The following is a 20,572-nucleotide window of genomic DNA, read 5'->3' as shown; positions in this document are numbered from 1 at the left end:
ATCAATTTTGTCAAGTAGTGGTTTAAATTTTCTTCGCTGGCTCGGGATCGAGGGGGTTCACAAAGACAGTTTCATAGTTCGTGTAGAGTACCATCCCTGGAGGAGAACCCTTGGGTTTGTGCACGTTCTTGACGAGTGTGTAATCGACTGGCACGTTGGACGAGTAGCGTGCCTTGGAAAAGTGTGCCGCAATTGAAGCGGCGTAGAGCAAAACGTCTTTTGGAACTGTTCTTCCATCAGTTCGTATCACCACGTGTGCTCCGGGCGATTGCTGAACGTGAAGCCACACGTCGGAATCACTGGCCTTCCTGACGAGCGCTTCGTTCTGCTTGTTGTTCTTGCCGACGAGGATCGTGAAACCATTGTAGATGAATTTTCTGAAGTTGGCCTCTTCGAATTTTCTCTCCTTTGGTGCACCCTTCTGTATGAGTCCAAATTCGGCAAGTTCTTCTTTTATCTCTTCGAGATCTTCCAATGTCTCAGCAGATTCGATGTTGTAGAGCGTTTGTTCAAGGTAACTGTTCTGTTCTTGAAGTTGTTCTATCCTGACCTTCAGTATTTGGGCTTTTTCTTTCAGTTTCTTGTACTGTTCAAAGTAGTACTGTGCACTCCGTTTGGCGTCTTTCCCCAAAACGAGTGGTACGAGTACTTTCTGGTTCGTTTCCCAATCGAAACATTCGACGACACCCTGAGCTGAATCTTGCACGTCGGCGTACTTCAGAAGTTCCCCATAACGTTTGTACTCTTCTGCCTTTTCGCAACGTTTCAGATCTTCGGTGAGTGTCTGAAGCAATCTTTCCTGTTTCTTAAGGCGCTCTCCAACGATCGACAAAAGTTGTTGGCGGAGCTTGTCTGTCTGGATCTTTCTTGAATTCCAATGGTAGGCTTCGTCCACCGCATGTGAGACGGAATCGTAACGTTCCGTGGGTTCACCCAGCATCTTCAAAGGATACGCAAAGACATGACGTCGTCCTTGAATTTCGTAGACGTAACAGGTGGGTTTCTCGAAGTCATCGAGGATTGAGACCAAGGCCAGTTTGAGAGAAACTTTTTCTCTGTCGTCGAGAGCCGAAAGGGGTCTGTCCTCAATCTTCGCACGGTAAAGAACTTCCTGTGCGGTTAATTTGGAGAAGCCTGCGATCTTTTCAACGATGAATCTGGAAAGCATTTCGTTACCTTCGAACTTCAGCTCGGACCCTTCGAATGGATTCATCTTGTCCGTTGTGTGAACGTAAGAAGCGTTCTTACCGAGGAACGCTCTGAGATCGTCCAACACCAACTCCTTCTCGACCAGCACGACGTTGGATTTGCTGCCGAAAAGTTCCACGTAGAGTTTGTATTCGTGTTTTTCTCCGGTTTCATCGACCTTGTCGAAGACGAAGTACAGAACTCTGTCGAGGTCCAACTGGCCTACTTCTTTGAGTCTCGCGTTGCGAAGACGTGCTCGTGTGAGCGTGACGAAGTTCGAAGGGTTCTGTCCTGACAGATCCTCTCTGTTTGTCAAACACACGTGGGCTAAACCCGGTTCAACGCATATTCTAATCGTGGCTCGATGAAAGATCAGTTCGATACAGAATTTTCCACATTGATGGATCTGTCTCAAGGCTTCACCTGTCAGTTCAGAAAGCTCTCTTACGAGCTTCTTGAGAACGAACGCGTCGATCATTCACATCAACCCGAGTATCTCTTTGACCTTGGCTATGTCCTGGGCATGCTCGACTTCGTCACCCGGGGTTTCCAGTATCCAGGCTACACGTCGGATTTCTTCAAAACTCAGAAACACTTTGAAACCCTTTTCACCGATGAATCCTTTGCCTATGTTTTCATGCCTGTCGGTGGGCCTGCCGAGAGGAGCTTTGGAATCGTTCAGATGAATCATCCGAAGCTTTTCAAGACCGATCTTGGAGTCAATCTCGTCCAAAAGCCTTCGAACTGCATCTTTCGTTGTAATATCGTATCCTGCATCAAAACCATGGCAGGTATCATAAGTGATGCCCAGCCTTGAAGGATCTATTGAAGAGTCGATGATACGCTTGATCTGATCAAAGTTATAGCCAATGTTTCCACCTTTGGGGGAAACGTTCTCCAAAAGGAGCACGACGTTCTTCGTACCGCTAAGAAACTCGTTGATCGCCGTGATTATCCTCTTAAAACCAAATTCTTCACCTGCGCCGGTGTGACTACCCGGATGCACGTTCAGATACTTTATTCCCAAAGCTTCGCAGATTCTGCCCTCGAGCAAGAGAAGCTGAACGGACTTTTTCCAGTTCTCGTCGTTCGGACTCGCCAGATTTATGAGATAACCTGTGTGACAAAACGCCCCCTCGTAATCGATCTGATACTTCTCCATCATGCTGCGAAAGAGATCGCACGTTTTTTTGGTAGGCATCTTTGCGCTCCACGTTCTTGGGCTGTGTGGGAAGATCTGAAAGCAGTTTCCACCGATCTCCACGGTCAATTCTGGAACTTTCTCAAACCCATGGCTTATGGGCATGTGTGCACCAATCTTTATCATTTCGATCACCGTGAAAATGATAGCATAGTCCTGGGAGTGGTACATTGATCTACGTTGGCACGAGCGGTTATTCGTTCAGCGATTGGATAGGAGAAGTTTATCCTGAAGGTATATCCAGATCAAACATGCTGAGATACTACGCGAGCGTGTGGAGGTTCAACGCTGTTGAGCTCAACTTCACGTACTACGCTTTACCCACGTACAGAACGATCGTCTCGATGCTGAGAAGAACTCCAAGCGATTTCGTCTTCAGTGTGAAACTGCCAGCTTCTGTGACACACCAAGCCTGGAAGTCCAACACCTTCCCCGAAGAAGATGTGAAGAAGACACTTCAGGCCCTGACGCCTATGTTCGAGGAAGGAAGACTCAAGATGTTGCTCGCTCAGTTCCCATATGCCTTCAAGGACACTCCGAGCAACAGGCAGTACTTGCAGTTGCTCCGAGAGAAGATAGACGCACCCGTCGCGATTGAATTCAGACACGCTTCTTGGAACAACGAGTCGGTCTATGGATTCCTCAAAACGCTTGGCTTCACCCTCGTGATCGTTGATGAACCGAATCTTCGCGATTTGTTTCCTTACGTACCGAAGGTGACAAGCGCCGTTGCTTACTTCAGGCTCCATGGAAGAAACAAAGATTGGTTCAATGCACCAGAAGGGGAACGATACAACTACAAGTACAGCGATGAGGAGATGTCGATCTTTGCCCGTGATATTTTCAATCTCTCACATCAAGTCGTCGATACTTTCGTTTTTTTCAACAACTGCTATCGCGGTAACGCTGTCAGAGATGCGATGAAACTGCGTCAGATGATTGAAAGAGCTCTTTTGGGAAGTTGAATCACCCGCTTTTGCTCGCTCATCCTTCGTAAAACCTCCCAAGAAACGACTGAATTCGATCGAACACCGATGTGATCTGAAAAACACAAAGAAAGAAAATAAGGCGTTTGACGCAAACTCGGTTCCAGTCTATAATGTCAGCAGACCACTGCGCACAGGGAGGTTGAAAAAATGGATCGCAAAGAGGTTTTCGAGAAGGTTACGAGTATACTCTCCGACAAACTCGGGGTCAAACAGGATAAGATCGAGGAAAACAGCAAGCTCATAGACGATCTCGGGGCAGATTCGCTCGATTTGGTTGATTTGGTGATGGCGTTGGAGGAGGAGTTCGATGTAAAAATAGCGGACGATCAGCTCCAGAAGATCTCGACGGTGAAAGACGTCATCGATTACATCGTCAAAGTGAAGGCGTGATCAAAAAGAGTTGTCCCGAGTCCGAGCACAGGACGATGAGCCTCTCATCTGCTGTTTTACACATTTCCACAGCGTACTCACCGACCTGGACAACGTCGATTTTTCCTGTCTGAAGTTCGATGAGGTAGACTTCACCAGGGACGTGGTTCAATGCGACTATGAAGTTCCCGATTTGTTCCAGTCGGTGAACGGTGTTAGGCAGAGGTAGGTATTTCACGATTCTACCCAAAAAGTCAACGAGCGTCAATCTTGGTTCAACCAAACTGCCGACCACCACAAGATCATCCGTGACGAGCATGTCCCTTGCAAGGTCATCCAGGTTTTGTTGCCAGAGAATTGTCCATGAAGAGTCCAGACAGGCGAGCTTACCGTCCATGTAGCCGAGCAGGTAAGCTCGCCCGCCCTTTTGGACGTACTTGAGAGGCGTTCTGAAGCCTTTGATCGTCAAAGACTTCCTTTGCGCGCCCACGAACTCGAGGGTTTTATCCGTCGCGTAGTAGTGAAGGTAGACGATTCCATCGTGAGTTGGTTCGAAGTAGAGCGTAGGTGAATCGAACACGAACGTGTTCTCGACTTCGAGTTTCTCAAGATCGACCTTGTAAATCGACGGATTCTTGGAACAGAGCACGTAGAGTTTTCCACCGAAGGTCTTCAAAACTGTTGGATAACTTCCCACCTGGATGCGTTTCACCAGCCGTCCGAAGATGGTGTAGACTGCGACGCTTGCTCTGTGATAGTCACTCACAAAGACGTTTCCTGCGTGGTGCACCGCCCAGACCGGGTACGAAAGACCTACAGATATCTCCGAAAGGAATTGCCCGGAATCCGTCAGAACCAAGACCGAGGCTGGTTTCGGCCTGATCAAACACACGATACCTTCGTTGAGCGTCATCTTCGTGTACCCGTATCCCACACCGATCGACTCGATCCTGTGTGCAAGCAGCGAGCAGGTCAGCAAGAGATAAAGTAGCAAACTTTTCTTCATAGCGCTCTTTCACCGAGAAGGACGAATATTGAAACTGTTAGGTTGGTCAGTGCGAAGATCTGAACGATTCTTTCTTCACTCCAGCCGAGCAACTCAAAGTGATGATGAATGGGAGACATCTTGAACACTCTCTTCTTGAAGAGTTTGTAACTGCTCACCTGTATCATCACGCTGAGTGTTTCAACAACAAAGATGCTCGAACACAGTAACGCTATGATCTCCGTGGAGGTTCTTATCGAAACCACGGCGATCAACGCACCGAGTGCGAGTGAACCGGTATCGCCCATGAACATTTTCGCAGGTTTGATGTTGTAAAACAAAAAAGCCGTCACACTAAGCGAAAATAGAATCAGTGAATCTGCACTCTTTCCGAGCAGGAACCAATAAGGTATTGCGCTCGTCAAAAACACGCTCGCTGCGAGCCCGTCGAGCCCATCCGTAAGGTTTGTAGCGTTGCTCAGCCCGGCTATCAAGAGAACAGCGAAGATCCAATAGAGCCTGCCAAGATCCAAATCCTTCTGTAAGAACGGAATCTGTAGTTTTGTATCAGGTCTGATCAGTATCAACAGAACCGTCGCGAAAATGATCTGCAGGGAGAACTTCTGCCAAGCTCTCAGACCAAGTGATGTCTTTTTGATCACACTCAAAAGGTCGTCCAGAAAACCGATCGACGAAAACAGAAAGATCGTCAAGCCGTCGATCGTGTATCCAAAAGCGAAACACGAAAGTGCTCCGAAAATCGAGAACAGTACGCCTCCCATCGTTGGCGTTCCAGTCTTGTAACCATGAAGATCCGGACCTTCTTCCCTTATGAACTGGCCTACGCGGAGTCTTTTGAACAATTCTATGAGGAATGGATAAAGCACGACACAGGGAAGGAATGTGATGGCAAAATATCTCATGCCTTCTTTCCCCCCAGAAACAGTTCGAGCACCTTCTCCATGCCAACTGCGCGCGAGGCTTTGAACAGAACCGCATCTTTCGGCTCGAGCAGGTTCCTCAACTGTTCAACTATGGCCTTTGGCTCATCGCTCTTCAAGATGATCTTGGAACATTCCATGGCATCTATCTCGTGGTCGATGTTGTAGACCAAGACCCCGTCCAGTTGCTCGAGGATCCTTCCGAGCTGTCTGTGAGTTTGCTCGGAGTAGATACCCTGTTCCTTTATCGAACCGACAACGGCGTAGGCTCTCTTACCAAGTTTCTTGAGCGTTTCAACAGCGATCCTGAAAGATTCCAAGCTCGCGTTGTAAGTGTCATCCACCGCGTAAACGTCATCAACTTTTATAACTTTGAATCTTCCATCCACCGGAATAAAAGTTTCGAACTTCGAAAGATCAACATCCAGACCAAGCACATCGAACACCGCTAAAACTGCGGCAACGTTCACCAGCTGTCCCAAGTTTAAGATCGCCGAGAAACGTACTTTTTTCTTTCCTTCAGGCGTTTCATAATGAGCTATCGTTGAGAACTCTTCATATTTGTAAGATACGAGTTTATAGTCGCCGCTGTAAAAACCAAAAGCCAGGAATTTCTTTTCTTTGATCTTCTCCAAGATCCTTGGATCGCTGTGAACTATGGCGATGCCATCTTCTCTCATGTTCTCAACGATCTCCAACTTACCTCTGAGTATTTGTTCGTCTCCACCCGCCACACCCCTGTGTGCGGTGCCAACGTTCAAGAGGACGGAAACGTGGGGTCGAGCGATCCGGCACAGCGTGGATATATCCCCCGGTTTGTTCATCGCCATTTCCAAGATCGCGTACGGTTGACCGTGATAATCGTTCAGAATTGACAAAGGAAGGCCAATTTCCGTGTTGAGATTGCCTGGGTTTCTGAACGCGAGCTCCTTTCCAAGACAGTGATGTATCATCTCTTTTGTGGTCGTCTTGCCGTTCGAACCAGTTATACCGACGATTTGAGGATCATACATAGCAAGTTTTTGTGCTGCCATCTGTTGGAGAAAATACCTGGTGTCCTTCACGAGGTACAGTTTTTCTTTGGGCACGTCGACGTCTCGTTCCACGACAGCCAAGGACGCACCTTTTTCGAGTGCTTGGCGTACGTAAAGATGTCCGTCCGTCTTCTCTCCCTTGAGTGCGACAAAAACACAACCATCGAATGCTTCTCGAGAGTCAATCACAAACTTCGCATTCTCAAACATGCCTTCTTTCCCTCTGGTACTCCTGAACGATTATTTCTCTGGCCACGTCCGCATCTTTGAAGGGTATTTTTCTCTCGTCCGAGAAGATCTGATACTCTTCGTGCCCCCTCCCCGCGATGACGACCATATCTCCTCTGTTTGCAAGAGTGATGGCCGTTTCGATCGCTTCACGCCGATCCGGGATAACGAGGTACGCCGCCCCTGATGGCACACCGCTTTCAACTTCGTTGAGTATCTCGATGGGATCTTCACCCCTGGGATCGTCCGTCGTTATGATCGCAACGTCCGAGTATCGGCACACGATTTGAGCCATCATCGGCCTCTTACCTTTGTCCGCTTGTCCACCAGCCCCGAACACCGTGATGATCCTACCACTGGTCAAATGTCTCGCGGTGACCAGAGTTTTTTCCAGTGCGTCTGGACTGTGTGCGAAATCCACAACCACGTCTATCCCAAGCAGGGAAGCTTCGGGAATGAACTGGAAACGACCATCGACACCTTGGAAAGAAGCTATGGAAGCGGCAACGTCGTTTGGATCATAACCAAGTTCCACCAAACCGGCAAACACCAAAGTCGCGTTCATGGCGTTGTGGTAACCGGGGATCCTGATCCAGAGTTTGTACTTTCCTGCAGGGCACTCTATCTCAAACCTTGTCCCCCGTTTGCTGACCTCAAGGTTTTGAATCCGATAATGGCTCTGCCGGGAAATGCCATAGACGATTTTTCTCACCTTTTTGTTCAGCAGGTGCGAGTACTCATCACTTATCAATGCGATGCCATTCTCTTTGAGCAGATCAAATATGTGCAGTTTCGTCTGCGTGTACTCTTCGAAGGTTTGATGAAAGTCCAGATGATCCCTCGTTATGTTCGTGAGCGCGGCGATGTCAAATCTAACGGTTTCAACACGTTTTAGAGAAAGCGCATGTGAGGAAACTTCCATCACGAAGTGTGAACCAGCCTTATCGACAGTCTTACGCATTGCCCTGAGGATCTCGATGGCACCTGGCGTCGTGTTGTCATGATGGAACTTGGGCTCGCCGAGAATTTCATAATGAACGGTTCCGAGCAAACTGCCACGACTCGAAAAACTCTGCAACACATGGTGAAACAGATGAACACTCGTGGTCTTACCGTTGGTCCCTGTGACACCAATGGTAAGAAGCTTCTTGTAAGGCTTTTCAAAGAACGCGTCCGCCAGCATGGCCTCTGCGAGTCGCGTGTCGCTGACAATCAAATGGGGGATGCTACCGTTCAGGGGTCGTTCGGAAACGAGCAGGGAGGCTCCCTTGTTGTATATTTCCTGTGCTATCTCGTGTGAGTCGAACTTTCTACCCCTGTGGCACACAAACAGACAATTCGGTCTGACTTGACTCGAGTTGTTCACAATGTCGCTGATCCCATGATTCATGTTCCCGTCCAAATTGGCTACGACGAGTATGGGTCTCAGTGATTCGATCACTTTTTCAATGTGCATTGGATCACCTCTATGAAGATTCTAATACCACCTTGCAGTCTTGACAAGGACGACGAACTGTGCTATGCTGAAATTAGCACTCGAATGTCGAGAGTGATAATATGAGACGGGACGCGCGGGTCAACGAGAGGCAGAAGAAGATCCTTTACTGCGTGGTCAGGGAGTACATCATCACGAAAAAACCTGTGAGTTCGGAGCACGTCTTGAACGTGTCGAATCTTTCGTGCAGTGCTGCGACGGTCAGAAACGATTTGAGAAAGCTGGAGTATCTGGGTTATCTTTATCAACCGCATACCTCTGCTGGGAGAATCCCTACGGACAAAGGCTTCAGGTTTTACGTGGACGAAACCTTGAAGCTCGCCAAAGACTACGCGCAGAGGTCTCACCAGATAAACGTGCGCTATCCTCTGACGTACGGCGACATGGAAAGAATTCTTGAAGGAGCGGCGATCGCTTTGGCACGCATGACGAAAGGAGCCGTGGTGCTGGAAAAACCTGACACAGGCCGTTTGAAGATCCTGAGAGCTATCGTGACGCCGATCACAAAAAACCATTACTTGATTTCCGTTGTAACGGAACTGGGTCTCATGAAATTCATACCTTTCAGGAGTTTCACTGATGTGGATCATTCCATGCTTGAAAATCTGCTGAACAGATTGCTCAAAGGCAGAAGCATCGACAGCCTCACGGGCGAAGTGTTCGAAAGTGACTGGGACGAGTCCCTGATAGATTTGTCTGAACAGCTCATCAGTTCGTTGAAGGACGATTTGAGGAACAGCATGATAAAGTTCGGCCTCGACGTTCTCATAAGTGGTGAGACGTTCAACATAGACGAAATAAGGAATCTTTCGCGTTTCTTGTCTGACGACGGATTGTTGAAAGCTTTCATGGATAGAGTTCAGGAAGTCCCCGCAGTGTTTATAGGTAGTGAGCACGGTTTGCAGGGACTGGAAAGGTTCTCAATTTTCGTTGATTCTTATCGCAAGGAGAATGAGCCAATGGGTAAGATAGTTGTCGTGACGTCAAAGATCATCAAGTACGAGGAGATAATGAACGTCCTGACTTACGTCACCAGCAGGTTGACGGAGTACTTCACAGTGGTCACACGGGAGGTGGAAAGATGACTGAGAACGAAAAACTCAACGAGATGGTTGAGAATAAACCTGAAACGGTCGAGGAGGACCTGATCGAAAAGCTCACAAAAGAGAAGGAACAGCTCACAAAATATCTCAAGCAGCTGAAAGCCGAATTCGAGAATTTCAAGAAGGACACGCTCAGGGACAGAGAAATGATCCTCAAAAATGCAAACGAGTATCTTCTGACCAAACTCATCCCCGTGCTCGACGATCTCGAGCGCGCTTTCAATGCTGTTGAACAGGGTGCAACGTTTGAGGATTTCTACAAAGGGATGAAGTTGATCTACAAGAAGCTCTGGAAACTGCTCAACAACGAGGGATTTTTCAAAATAGAGGTCGGTCAAAAGTTCGATCCGTTCGAGCATGAAGCCGTTGAGAGAATCGAGACCAAAGAAAAGGAAGAATACGACGTGCTCGAAGTCGTTGAAAACGGATACAAGTATCATTCTAAGGTTCTAAAGCCAGCGAAGGTCAAGGTGGCTGTGAAACCTTCGAGAGGTGACAACGGTGCCCAGACAGTATAAAGATTACTACGCGATCCTCGGTGTTCCGAGGGACGCGTCTGAAGAGGAAATAAAGAAAGCGTACAAGAAGTTGATAAAACAATGGCATCCCGATCTGCACCCGGAGAACAAGAAACAAGCCGAGGAGAAATTCAAGGAGATCCAGGAAGCGTACGAGGTCCTGAGCGATCCACAAAAACGGGCCATGTACGACAGGTTCGGTTACGTTGGAGAACATGAGTTTTCACAGCAGACTTCGTCCACCACGTTCGAGGACATATTCAGAGATTTCGAAAGTTTCTTTGGCCGGGATGTCTTCGATATTTTCTTTGGCGATAGGGGTTCAACGCAAGAGGCCCAGAGGACGGCGAGGCGCAGAGCGGGTGAGGACATCAGTGTAACGGTCGAAATAGATTTCATAGAATCGCTCCTTGGTAAACAAATGCCCATAGAGTACGACAGGTACGAAGTATGTGACCACTGCCATGGCGATGGGATCGAGCCGGGGAGCGGTTATCAAACTTGTCCCAGGTGTCACGGTTCGGGGATACTGAGAGAGGAGAGAAGGAGCATCTTTGGTGTTTTTGTGAGCACGAGAACGTGTCCCACCTGCGGTGGAACTGGGCGTGTGGTCAAAGAGAGATGCCACATTTGTGGTGGCACCGGCAGGTTGAAGAAGAAAGTCAGAACGACAGTCAACATACCTGCGGGTGTTATGGATGGGACCAGACTCAAGATAGAGGCTGGAGGTAATGCGGGATATAACGGAGGACCTTACGGTGATCTCTACGTTATCGTCCATGTGCGACCGGACAGAAGATTCAAACGTCAAGATGACGACATATACACCGAGATCACGATAGACTATCTGCAGGCCATCCTTGGAACAACGGTGCGCATAGATTTGCCAGACGGAAGCTCTACGATGCTCAGAATACCCGCAGGTACACAACCTGGCACGGTGTTCAGGCTCAGGGGAGAAGGCGCTCCATCTCTGAGAACTGCGAAACGCGGAGACCTCTACGTCACGGTGAACGTGAAGATACCTGAACGGCTTTCCATGAAAGAAGCACAGTTACTGAGGGAAATAGCGAAGGAGAAGGGCATAGACGTTTCTTGAAAATTTTAGGTGATTTTTGGAAAATGTGACGATTGTGACCGTTTATACTCCGCAAGTGCGGAGTTTTTTTCTTTTTTCCCCGTTTTACAACGAGATGAGAACATGATAGAATAGTTTGTGAAAATTTCAAAAAGGGGGCAAGAACATGACCTGCGAAGAACTCGAAGTCTTCCTCTCAAAGAACCCCACTATTCAGGAAGCCAAGGCTCTTGCGAGGAAACTGGGCTTGAAGGTCAAGAAGCGGATGAAGAAAAGCGAGGTCCTCAAACTCCTTCAAGATTTTGCGAAATCGCTGGTTTCTCAAAAAAAGGAAGAAAAAGCCAGTCCGCCGCAAGAGATCCGTGAAAATGGACTGCCACAATCGTACGGTTCTGACAGGCTCGTGTTGCTCTCGGTCAACCCGAATCTGGTTTATGTATACTGGGATCTTTCGAGCGAAACTCTCTCAAAGCTTTCAGCACAGAAAGAGGTGTTGCTGCGGCTCTACGACGTGACCTACATCGTCTTCGATGGAACCAACGCCCATCGGATCTTCGAAGCGGGCGTTCATCTTTCGATGACGAGGAATTATTATTTCCACGTTCCGATGGCAAACGCCGATTACCTTGCTGAACTCGGTTTCAAGGCGGAAGGAAAGTTCGTTCCCGTTCTCAGATCCAACGTTGCACGCACCCCCTCGAACACACCTTCAACTTCTGTCCGCCAGAGATGGATCATCAAGGGCAAGCGTACTGTGAAGATTGGTGAACCTCCCTTGAAACCAGTTGAACGAATACACATATCGTCTCAAGTGGAGAGTGGTAGATGATGAACGGATACTTCTTGCTCGTGTTGCACACGCATCTTCCGTATGTGAACCATCCGAATCACGATCTCTATTTGGAAGAGAGATGGTACGTGGAAGCGGTCTTAGAATCCTACGTGCCGTTGCTGATGATGTTCGACCGGCTTCAAGAAAAGAAAGTACCGTTCAAGGTTACGATCTCACTCAGCCCTCCGCTGCTCGAAATGTTCAGAAACACAACACTCACCGAGAAACTGAAGAAATATGCTGAGAAACTCGTTGAGCTGTGTGAGAAAGAAATTGCAAGAGCGAACACGCAGCAAGAGAGAGATCTTGCGGGTTTCTACAGAGAAAGGTTTCTGGCGTGTTTGAATTACCTCGACTCGCTGAACGGCAACTTGGCGAATGGTTTCAAGAAACATGCCGAATTCGGTAATGTTCAGTTGATAACCTGCAACGCCACTCACGGTTTTCTCCCATTGATGCGTCATCAACCGTTCGCGGTCGACACTCAGATCAAAGTCGGTGTGGAGACCTTCAAACGCCATTTCGGTTTTGAGCCTAAGGGCATATGGCTGGCCGAATGTGGTTATCACTCGGGTCTCGATGAAACACTCAAAAAATACGGTGTGGAGTTCTTTTTCGTTGATTCACACGCATTCTGGTATGCGGATGAGCGACCATACTTCGATGTGTACAGACCCGTAATGACTCCTTCTGGTGTGTTCGCGTTTGCCAGGGATCCAGAGTCGAGCGAACAAGTGTGGAGCGCAACCTTGGGTTATCCGGGCGATGGAAGGTACAGAGAATTCTACAGGGATCTCGGATTTGATAGGGATTACGACTACATAAAACCCTACATAGACAAGAGCGGTGTGAGGGTGAACGTGGGTATAAAGTACCACAAGGTCACGTCGCGGGAAACACCACTCGAAAAAAAAGAGTTGTACAACCGTGATGAGGCACTCAGTGCTGCTAAGGAACACGCTCTGGATTTTCTGAACAAGAAAATCTCCCAGATAAATAGCTTGACTGACGTGTTCAATCAGCCTCCCGTCATCGTGGCACCGTTCGATACGGAGCTTTTCGGACATTGGTGGTTTGAGGGTCCTGAATTTCTCGAGAACTTTTTCGTTGAGGCTTCCAGATACAGACAGATCAAGTTCGCAACACCATCCGAGGTGCTGGAAAAGTTCGACAGCTTCCAGATCGTTACTCCCGCAGATTCTTCGTGGGGTAACGGAGGCTATTTCGATACCTGGTTGAATGGTAAAAACGACTGGATTCAGTTGCACTTAGTCGAGATCAGAGACAGGATGAAGAGGCTCGCCGAGACATATTTCGAGGAGAAGGACCCGCTGAAAACGAGGGTTCTCAACCAGATGCTGAGAGAACTGCTCCTGGCTGAATCGAGTGACTGGCCCTTCATCATGACTACGGGCACCAACGTTGAATACGCAGTTAACAGAATCAAAACTCATGTGAAACGCTTTTTAGACCTTGAGACACAACTTGTGAAGGATAATATAGATGGAGAGTTCCTTGCGAGGCTTGAGCAAGAAGACGACGTTTTTCCGTGGATTGAATTTCGATACTACGCAGCTTTTCAAACCCGGAAGGAGGGATAAGGTGCCTACAAAATATTTCGAAATCAGGTGGCATTCAAGGGCTGGCCAGGGTGCCAAGAGTGCGGCTCAGTTGGTGGCGGAGACGGTTCTCGACGAAGGTAAGTACGCTCAGGCTTTTCCAGAGTACGGTGCAGAAAGATCTGGAGCACCCATGAGGGCGTTCAACAGGATCAGTGAAGGCAAAATCAGGGTACACTACTCGGTCGAGAATCCCGATGTGGTTGTGGTCATCGATGACACTCTGCTCTCACCGACTATAGTTTCAGGGCTAAAGGAAGATGGAGTTCTCATAGTCAACACGAAACACTCCTTTGACTTTGTGAGGAAGAAGACGAATTTCAACGGAAAAGTATGCATTGTGAACGCTACGGACATAGCGTTGCAGGAAATCAAAAGAGGTGTTCCCAACACGGTCATGATCGGCACGCTCGCACGTGTTACAGGATTGGTGAACCTTGAAGTGGTGGAGAAGAAGATCAGAGAGATGTTCGAACGGAAGCTTCCAGAAGAAATGATTCAGGCGAACATCAGGGCGCTCAGACGCGGCTACGAGGAGGTGCAGTGCAGTGGCTGAGTTGAAAAAATGGCATGAGTTGCCTATAGCGGGCTTGATAGTGGAACCAGGAACTGCACGAAAGTATAGAACCGGTGATTGGCGTGTCAAGAGACCCGTATACGATAGATCCAAGTGCATAGATTGTATGTTCTGCTGGTTCTATTGTCCTGATCAAGCGATCATCCAGGAAAAAGGTGTAATGAAAGGAATCGACTATTTTTACTGCAAGGGCTGTGGTGTGTGTGCGAACGTCTGTCCAAAGTCCGCCATCGAGATGCGCCCGGAGACAGAGTTCGTAGGAAAGGAGGACTGAGCGATGGAAACGAAGAATTTAATGGCTATAACTGGAGCAGAAGCAGCGGCGTACGCGATGAAGCAGATAGAGCCAGACGTCGTTGCGGCCTACCCGATCACTCCTCAGACGCCCATCGTGGAATACTTTGCCAAGTACGTTGCCGACGGCGAAGTTCGAACTGAGATGATACCCGTCGAAAGTGAGCATTCAGCGATGAGCGCCGTCGTTGGAGCCGCTGCTGCTGGCGCAAGGGCAATGACTGCGACGAGTGCTCAAGGACTGGCTTTAATGAGCGAGATAGTTTATATTGCCTCTTCTTTGAGACTGCCCATCGTTATGGGCCTGGTGAACAGGGCGCTCAGTGCACCCATAAACATACACTGCGATCACAGTGATGCGATGATGGTGAGAGATTCGGGTTGGATCCAGCTCTTCTGTGAGGATGCTCAGGAGGTCTACGATCTGACGATTCTCGCGGTTCGTCTCGCCGAGCACGACGACGTGAGACTGCCTGTCATGGTTAACCAAGATGGGTTCATCATCTCGCACGGGGTGGAGCCCGTTGAAGTCCTGCCGGATGATGTGGTCAAGAAATTCGTTGGCGAGTTGAAACCCATCTATCCGTTACTTGACACCGACCATCCCGTGACCTACGGTGCACTGGACCTGTACGATTACTACTTCGAGCACAAGAGACAGCAAATAGAGGCAATGAAACACGCCTACAGGGTATTTCCACAGATAGCCGAGGAGTTCTACAAGATCAGCGGTCGAAAGTACGATTACGTTGAACCGTACAGGATGGAAGATGCCGAGTACGTCATGGTTGCTCTGGGATCTTCCAACGGAACGATCAAGGATGTTGTTGACGAGATGAGGAGCGAGGGCAAAAAGGTTGGACTCTTGAAGATATGGATGTTCAGACCCTTCCCGAAGCCGGAAATTCAGAGGTATCTGACGGCGCGGAAGGCAGTTGTGGTGCTCGACAGGGCCGCATCTTTCGGCGCGGAAGCCCCGCTCTACGAGGCTGTGAAGTCAGCCCTTTACGAAGTCGCCGTGAGGCCGTTGATGGGCTCGTTCGTGTACGGTCTTGGAGGAAGAGACCTCAAGCCGGAGCACGTCAGATACGCGTTCGAGAGGGCCATGGCACTCGATTTGGTTGCCGACCGAGAAGAGTATCTCGGCCTGAGAGAGTGAGGAGGTGATGACATGCCTTTGACAATGAAGAAACTGGCAGAGGTTTTCACAGATAGAGAAACAGGTTTGACTCAAGGACATAGAATGTGTCCTGGTTGCGCCGCACCGATGACTGTGAAGATTGTGCTCATGGTCGCTAAAGCTTTGGGTTATGAGCCGGTCATAGGTTTCGCCACAGGTTGTATGGAGGTTTCCTCCACCATATTTCCATTCACCTCGTGGAGCGTGCCTTACATACACAACGCTTTCGAGAACGTTGCAGCCACCATCAGTGGTGTGGAGACAGCTTACAGGGCGTTGAAGAAGGCCGGAAAGATTCCTTCGGACAAGAAGTACGCGTTCATTGCTTTCGGTGGGGACGGCGGTACGTACGACATAGGTTTGCAGGCACTCTCTGGAGCTTTGGAAAGAGGACACAAAATGTTGTACGTTCTGTACGACAACGAAGGTTACATGAACACGGGTAACCAGCGTTCAGGATCCACGCCTCCCGGTGCCGACACCACAACGGCGCCCGTTGGTAAAGCCGTTGCTGGTAAACTTCAGTTGAAGAAAAACATCGTTGAGATAGTCGCCGCACACGAGAATGTGTACGCCGCCACCGTTACTCCTGGAGAACCCATGGATTTCATAAACAAAGTGGAGAAAGCCTTGCAGTTCGACGGGCCAGCCTTTATAGCCTCTTTGAGCCCGTGCGTGAGATTCTGGAGAATAGACGAGAACAAATCTGTTGATATAACAAAGCTTGCAGTTCAAACCAAATACTGGCCTTTGTACGAGGTTGAGAGGGGTGTTTACAGAGTCACCAGAAAACCCACGAGCTTCAAACCGGTTGCCGAGTTCGTCAAAGCACAGGGTAGGTTCAGGCTCTTGCTACAGAGACCTGACGCTGAACAAATAATAAACGAACTTCAGAACTACGTTGACAGACGCTGGGAAAGGTTGCTCGCGTTTGAGGAGGCCACGAAGGACAAGCCAGTGAGATGACGGTCCCACCGAAGGCGGGTGGTGTGCCGTGCGTGCTTTATTGTTGATCGATTTGCAGAGAGATTTTGTGGAACCAGGTGGGGCACTGTATTTCCCGGGTGCGGAGTCTGTGCTCCCACCTGTTCTGGACCTGGTCAAAAAATACAGGGAGCAAAGCCTGCCGATCATCACCACGCAGGACTGGCATGAAGAAAACGACGCTGAATTCCAGATCTGGCCCAAGCACTGTGTTAAGGACGGCGCCGGTGCCGAGCTTGTGAAGGCCTTGAAGGAATCCCTTTCAGGTTATGAGAAACATTTAACTGTGCGTAAGACCCGTTACAGTGCCTTCTACGGGACGAACTTTGAGGAAATAATCGAGTCTTATGGGATAGACGAAGTTGAGGTTTGCGGGGTCGTAACACACATATGTGTGCTCTTCACGGTGGAAGAGCTGAGAAACAGAGGCATCAGGACGATAGTGAGGAAGGACGCCGTTGCCTCTTACGATGAGGGCTTCCATGCCTGTGCGCTGAAGTTGATGCGTGAGGTCCTGCGTGCCGAGGTGATCTGATGAGAAAAAAAAGGCTCGATCCCAAGGTTTTCAAGGTTCCAATAGACAGGATTCGGGGCCACTACTATTCGGACATATATTTCGTCAGGTACGTGGAGGTTCTCAAGAAAGACAACAGGCATCCAAGGGTACTGTACCAGTTCTTCCCGAGGAAAGATTGTGTGGTTGCAGGCGTGGATGAAGCGCTCGCCATACTGAGGTTCGCCACGGGTTATTACAAAGATGAGGAAAAAGCGAAAGAACTGTTCAAGGAGATCCTGAGTCTGGACCGGATGATCCAAGCGGCTGCGGTGGAGATGGATACGGACGCAGTCATCAGCTGCACGAAAAGAAAATGGGATCTGAGACTCAAACTCGATAGCCTCTGGGTCGACAAATGGGAAGAGATAGAGGTTCGTGCCCTCTACGATGGTGAAGAGGCCAAAGAGTGGGAACCGATCATGGTCATAGAGGGTGACCCGACTTACTTTGGCTATCTGGAAACGGTTCTGCTCGGGGTCATATCGCGAGCCACGAGCACGGCCACGGCTGTGAGAGAAGTGGTCAAAGCTGCGCGTGGAAAGCCTGTGCTGTATTTCAGCGCCCGGTTCGACCATTACTGGGTGCAGGCTACCGACGGTTACGCCGCACTCTGCGGAGGCGCTTTCGGTGTCTCCACTGATGCGAACGCCGATTATTGGGGCGTGGAATCCATGGGTACGATGCCTCATGCGCTCATTGCTGCTTACGACGGGAGCACGGAGGCAGCGGCCATAGCTTTCGACAAGCACATGCCTGAGAACGTCAAACGAATCGTACTCGTGGATTGGGACAATGACGTGATAGGCACAACGTTCAGAGTCGTGAAGGCGTTTTACGAGTACCACATGAAGAGACCATTCAAACTCGGCGAGACAGACCCCTCGCCTATCATTGGTGAGGGTAAGGGGAAGATTTGGGGCGTCAGATTCGATACTTCTGGAAACATGAGGGACGCTTCGGTCGTACCGAGAGACGAATCTTCACTCGGTGTGTGCCCCGAATTGGTCTGGCGCGCGCGTCAGGAATTCGATAGGGTGGGTTTGAAGGATCTGAAGATAGTCGTTTCCGGTGGATTCGATGCGAAGAAAATAGAGCTTTTTGAAATACTCAACGTTCCAGCGGACGTTTATGCGGTTGGCTCAAAACTCTTGAGGCAGAAGGTGGACATCACGGCGGACGTGGTGGAAGTAAACGGTAAACCTTGTGCGAAGGCTGGTAGGTTCAAACGGGATCTGTCTCGTCTCGAATTGGTACCGAAACGTTACTGGGAGGAGGTGTGAACATGATAGAGAAAGGCACGTGGCTTGTGAAAAAGGGGTTCGCTGAAATGTTCAAGGGTGGCGTCATCATGGACGTCACCGATGCAGAGCAGGCGAAGATAGCCGAGGAAGCTGGAGCGGTCGCAGTTATGGCTTTAGAGCGTGTCCCGGCTGATATAAGGAAAGCCGGCGGTGTTGCAAGGATGGCAAGCATAGCGAAGATAAAAGAGATCATGGATGCTGTGAGCATACCGGTTATGGCGAAAGTGAGAATAGGACACATTGCGGAGGCAAGAATTCTCGAAGCACTCGGGGTGGACTTCATCGATGAATCCGAGGTTCTCACGCCTGCCGATGATAGGTTCCACATCAACAAACACGAGTTCAAGGTTCCATTCGTTTGCGGTGCCAGAGACCTCGGAGAAGCACTGAGAAGGATTGCAGAAGGTGCAGCCATGATCAGGACGAAGGGTGAGGCAGGTACGGGTAACGTGGTTGAAGCTGTGAAACACATGAGAAGAGTGATGGACGAGATCAGGCGTGTTCAAACCATGGCCGATGAGGAACTCGTGAGCTATGCTAAGGAAATAGGAGCGCCCGTGGAATTGGTCAGGGAAGTGAAAAGGCTCGGGCGTCTACCCGTGGTGAACTTTGCAGCGGGTGGTATCGCAACACCAGCGGATGCGGCGCTCATGATGATGCTCGGTGCAGACGGTGTATTCGTCGGTTCGGGAATATTCAAATCCAAGGAACCCGCAAAGATGGCACGGGCGATGGTCCTTGCCGTGACGTACTGGAACGATCCAGAGATGTTGTTGAAGATCTCTGAAGACATAGGTGAACCAATGCCGGGTCTGGAAATAGGAACTCTCGAAGTACACATGCAGGAGAGAGGGTGGTAAAGCTTGCTCATTGGCGTGCTCGCACTGCAAGGAGATTTCAGAGAACACATTTGGGCGTTACAGAGGCTTGGTGTTGAAGCGTTTGCCGTTAAGAGTCTCTCAGAACTGGAGAAGGTCGATGGCCTGATTATACCCGGTGGTGAATCGACGAGCATCGGCAGGATCGCACAGGTGACTGGTATCGGAGAGCGGATAGTTCAACTCGCAAAGGAAGGTCTCCCCATATACGGAACCTGCGCCGGTATGATCCTGTTGGCAAAGAAGATCGTGGATCACCCGAATCAGTACACTTTTGGTCTCATGGACATCAACGTTCAGCGAAACGCTTATGGAAGACAGATCGAAAGTTTCGAGGTCTACCTCGATGTCGCAAAATTTGGCAGAGTGAAGGCTGTCTTCATTAGGGCACCGAAAATAGTGGAACTGGGCAAGGACGTCGAAGTTTTGGCAAGTTATGACAACACACCCGTCTTGGTTCAGCAAGCCAATCTGCTCGCAAGTTCTTTCCATCCAGAACTCACGGACGATCTGAGGATACATGAATATTTTGTCAAGATGGTAGCTGATCGTCATGAGAGTGTACGTTGAACTGTCGGACAAAGATACTTTTGAAAAGCTTTGCTCAGCGATATCTTTGAGTGGCGGAGTGGTCGTTGCGCGCCAGATCGATGCAGACTTGTTTGTTGGTGAAAAGATTCATTCGTTTCTCGGCACAGTGCTCATTGCGAACGAAGTGCCGGAAGATCTCACTGGCGTGATCGATGTTTTGCTGCCATCACGGTCGCTCGAATACTATTTGCTCAAGTTCAGAATGATATTTTACAGCTTGGCGTACGGAGTGAGTTTGGAAGACTTTCTGAACGAAGAGATCTACAAATCGCACAGGTACAACTTTCCACTGAGTGTTCTCATGGCTCGATTGATGAATTTCGACGTTCACTTTCTGCAGAGAATCTACAACGTTTTCAAGACCCAAGCACGTGAGTCCGACAAACTCTTTGTCCATGACAGCTCAATAATCGGGGTTCTTCCCTACACAGACTTGGAAGGCGCAAAAGTTTTTGCCAAGAGAGTGCTGAGGAGATCGAGAACCGTAAACTACAGCGGGAAAACGCCTGAACTGGTCATTTCCGTAGCTCAAGTTTCACGGGACGATGAGGCGTTTGATCTGCTTGGCAAGCTTAAGTTTATTATCGAAAGAGCGATCCAGACGGGGCAGAGAATCGTGTTAGCTTGAAAA

22 protein-coding genes are annotated in these 20,572 nt (G+C 49.3%); 16 read left to right on the top strand and 6 right to left on the bottom strand.

The genetic code is table 11. The features are described from left to right. Positions 1-22: 22 nt before the first annotated feature. Positions 23-1,666 carry an Rqc2 family fibronectin-binding protein gene (locus AJ81_RS03080; protein ID WP_031503978.1) on the bottom strand — a complete coding sequence of 548 codons (1,644 nt, stop codon included), beginning with the start codon at positions 1,664-1,666 and terminating at the stop codon, positions 23-25. After that, a complete protein-coding gene (locus tag AJ81_RS03075) occupies positions 1,667-2,515 on the bottom strand; it encodes a deoxyribonuclease IV (RefSeq protein ID WP_031503975.1) in 849 nt (282 codons plus the stop codon). 44 nt (positions 2,516-2,559) lie between these two features. Here AJ81_RS03075 and AJ81_RS03070 point away from each other — a divergent pair, with 44 nt between their 5' ends. Both AJ81_RS03070 and acpP read left to right on the top strand, forming a co-directional pair. After that, positions 2,560-3,354 (top strand): DUF72 domain-containing protein, encoded by a 795-nt coding sequence (locus tag AJ81_RS03070; RefSeq protein WP_031503973.1) that lies wholly within the window; start codon positions 2,560-2,562, stop codon positions 3,352-3,354. Positions 3,355-3,525: 171 nt separating this feature from the next. Continuing rightward, complete coding sequence (gene acpP, locus AJ81_RS03065; RefSeq protein ID WP_031503970.1) at positions 3,526-3,768, top strand: acyl carrier protein; 243 nt, start codon at positions 3,526-3,528, stop codon at positions 3,766-3,768. On the opposite strand, the gene AJ81_RS03060 is transcribed toward acpP, so the two are convergent. Genes AJ81_RS03060 through AJ81_RS03045 form a run of 4 tightly spaced genes read right to left on the bottom strand, consistent with a single transcriptional unit; the run spans position 3,752 to position 8,391 of the window. Next, a complete protein-coding gene (locus AJ81_RS03060; RefSeq protein WP_031503968.1) occupies positions 3,752-4,753 on the bottom strand; it encodes a YncE family protein in 1,002 nt (333 codons plus the stop codon). The genes acpP and AJ81_RS03060 overlap by 17 nt on opposite strands. Beyond that, on the bottom strand, positions 4,750-5,655 hold the full coding sequence (gene mraY / locus AJ81_RS03055; protein WP_031503966.1) for a phospho-N-acetylmuramoyl-pentapeptide-transferase: 906 nt from the start codon (positions 5,653-5,655) through the stop codon (positions 4,750-4,752). The genes AJ81_RS03060 and mraY overlap by 4 nt, the downstream gene beginning before the upstream one ends. Then, positions 5,652-6,917, bottom strand: coding sequence for a UDP-N-acetylmuramoyl-tripeptide--D-alanyl-D-alanine ligase (locus AJ81_RS03050; protein WP_031503965.1), 1,266 nt, complete (start codon positions 6,915-6,917; stop codon positions 5,652-5,654). Before AJ81_RS03050 ends, mraY begins: the two co-directional genes overlap by 4 nt. After that, a complete protein-coding gene (locus tag AJ81_RS03045) occupies positions 6,910-8,391 on the bottom strand; it encodes a UDP-N-acetylmuramoyl-L-alanyl-D-glutamate--2,6-diaminopimelate ligase (protein WP_031503964.1) in 1,482 nt (493 codons plus the stop codon). Before AJ81_RS03045 ends, AJ81_RS03050 begins: the two co-directional genes overlap by 8 nt. A 101-nt stretch (positions 8,392-8,492) precedes the next feature. Here AJ81_RS03045 and hrcA point away from each other — a divergent pair, with 101 nt between their 5' ends. The 14 genes from hrcA to AJ81_RS02975 all read left to right on the top strand — a co-directional run bounded on the left by hrcA (position 8,493) and on the right by AJ81_RS02975 (position 20,569). Continuing rightward, positions 8,493-9,515, top strand: a complete 1,023-nt coding sequence (gene hrcA / locus AJ81_RS03040) for a heat-inducible transcriptional repressor HrcA (RefSeq protein WP_031503961.1) — start codon at positions 8,493-8,495, stop codon at positions 9,513-9,515. Beyond that, a complete protein-coding gene (locus AJ81_RS03035) occupies positions 9,512-10,051 on the top strand; it encodes a nucleotide exchange factor GrpE (protein WP_407636272.1) in 540 nt (179 codons plus the stop codon). Before hrcA ends, AJ81_RS03035 begins: the two co-directional genes overlap by 4 nt. Beyond that, complete coding sequence (gene dnaJ, locus AJ81_RS03030) at positions 10,035-11,150, top strand: molecular chaperone DnaJ (protein ID WP_031503957.1); 1,116 nt, start codon at positions 10,035-10,037, stop codon at positions 11,148-11,150. The genes AJ81_RS03035 and dnaJ overlap by 17 nt, the downstream gene beginning before the upstream one ends. A 145-nt stretch (positions 11,151-11,295) precedes the next feature. Continuing rightward, positions 11,296-11,958 (top strand): DUF4912 domain-containing protein, encoded by a 663-nt coding sequence (locus tag AJ81_RS03025; RefSeq protein ID WP_038059679.1) that lies wholly within the window; start codon positions 11,296-11,298, stop codon positions 11,956-11,958. Further along, a complete protein-coding gene (locus AJ81_RS03020) occupies positions 11,958-13,562 on the top strand; it encodes a glycoside hydrolase family 57 protein (protein ID WP_081836282.1) in 1,605 nt (534 codons plus the stop codon). The genes AJ81_RS03025 and AJ81_RS03020 overlap by 1 nt, the downstream gene beginning before the upstream one ends. A gap of 1 nt (position 13,563) precedes the next feature. Further along, entirely contained in the window at positions 13,564-14,136 is a 573-nt protein-coding gene (locus AJ81_RS03015) for a 2-oxoacid:acceptor oxidoreductase family protein (RefSeq protein ID WP_031503951.1), read from the top strand. Then, the gene (gene porD / locus AJ81_RS03010) at positions 14,129-14,431 is read left to right on the top strand and encodes a pyruvate synthase subunit PorD (RefSeq protein WP_031503949.1); all 303 of its coding nucleotides are present in this window, start codon (positions 14,129-14,131) and stop codon (positions 14,429-14,431) included. Before AJ81_RS03015 ends, porD begins: the two co-directional genes overlap by 8 nt. Positions 14,432-14,434: 3 nt before the next feature. Then, complete coding sequence (gene porA / locus AJ81_RS03005) at positions 14,435-15,610, top strand: pyruvate synthase subunit PorA (protein ID WP_031503948.1); 1,176 nt, start codon at positions 14,435-14,437, stop codon at positions 15,608-15,610. Between the two features lie 12 nt (positions 15,611-15,622). After that, the gene (locus AJ81_RS03000) at positions 15,623-16,597 is read left to right on the top strand and encodes a thiamine pyrophosphate-dependent enzyme (protein WP_031503947.1); all 975 of its coding nucleotides are present in this window, start codon (positions 15,623-15,625) and stop codon (positions 16,595-16,597) included. Positions 16,598-16,625: 28 nt separating this feature from the next. After that, the gene (locus AJ81_RS02995) at positions 16,626-17,150 is read left to right on the top strand and encodes a cysteine hydrolase family protein (protein WP_031503944.1); all 525 of its coding nucleotides are present in this window, start codon (positions 16,626-16,628) and stop codon (positions 17,148-17,150) included. Continuing rightward, positions 17,150-18,451: a nicotinate phosphoribosyltransferase gene (locus AJ81_RS02990; protein ID WP_031503942.1), complete on the top strand. Its 1,302-nt coding sequence runs from the start codon at positions 17,150-17,152 to the stop codon at positions 18,449-18,451. Before AJ81_RS02995 ends, AJ81_RS02990 begins: the two co-directional genes overlap by 1 nt. Positions 18,452-18,453: 2 nt before the next feature. After that, positions 18,454-19,332, top strand: coding sequence for a pyridoxal 5'-phosphate synthase lyase subunit PdxS (pdxS, locus tag AJ81_RS02985; protein ID WP_031503940.1), 879 nt, complete (start codon positions 18,454-18,456; stop codon positions 19,330-19,332). A 3-nt stretch (positions 19,333-19,335) separates the two neighbouring features. After that, positions 19,336-19,920 (top strand): pyridoxal 5'-phosphate synthase glutaminase subunit PdxT, encoded by a 585-nt coding sequence (gene pdxT, locus AJ81_RS02980; RefSeq protein WP_031503938.1) that lies wholly within the window; start codon positions 19,336-19,338, stop codon positions 19,918-19,920. Next, positions 19,904-20,569 carry a nucleotidyl cyclase domain-containing protein gene (locus tag AJ81_RS02975; RefSeq protein WP_031503935.1) on the top strand — a complete coding sequence of 222 codons (666 nt, stop codon included), beginning with the start codon at positions 19,904-19,906 and terminating at the stop codon, positions 20,567-20,569. Before pdxT ends, AJ81_RS02975 begins: the two co-directional genes overlap by 17 nt. The last annotated feature ends 3 nt before the right edge of the window (positions 20,570-20,572 follow it).

This window comes from Pseudothermotoga hypogea DSM 11164 = NBRC 106472 (assembly GCF_000816145.1).
GTDB lineage: Bacteria > Thermotogota > Thermotogae > Thermotogales > DSM-5069 > Pseudothermotoga_A > Pseudothermotoga_A hypogea.
Note: the sequence above shows the minus strand (reverse complement) of the source record. Positions and strands in the feature narration are given on the sequence as shown.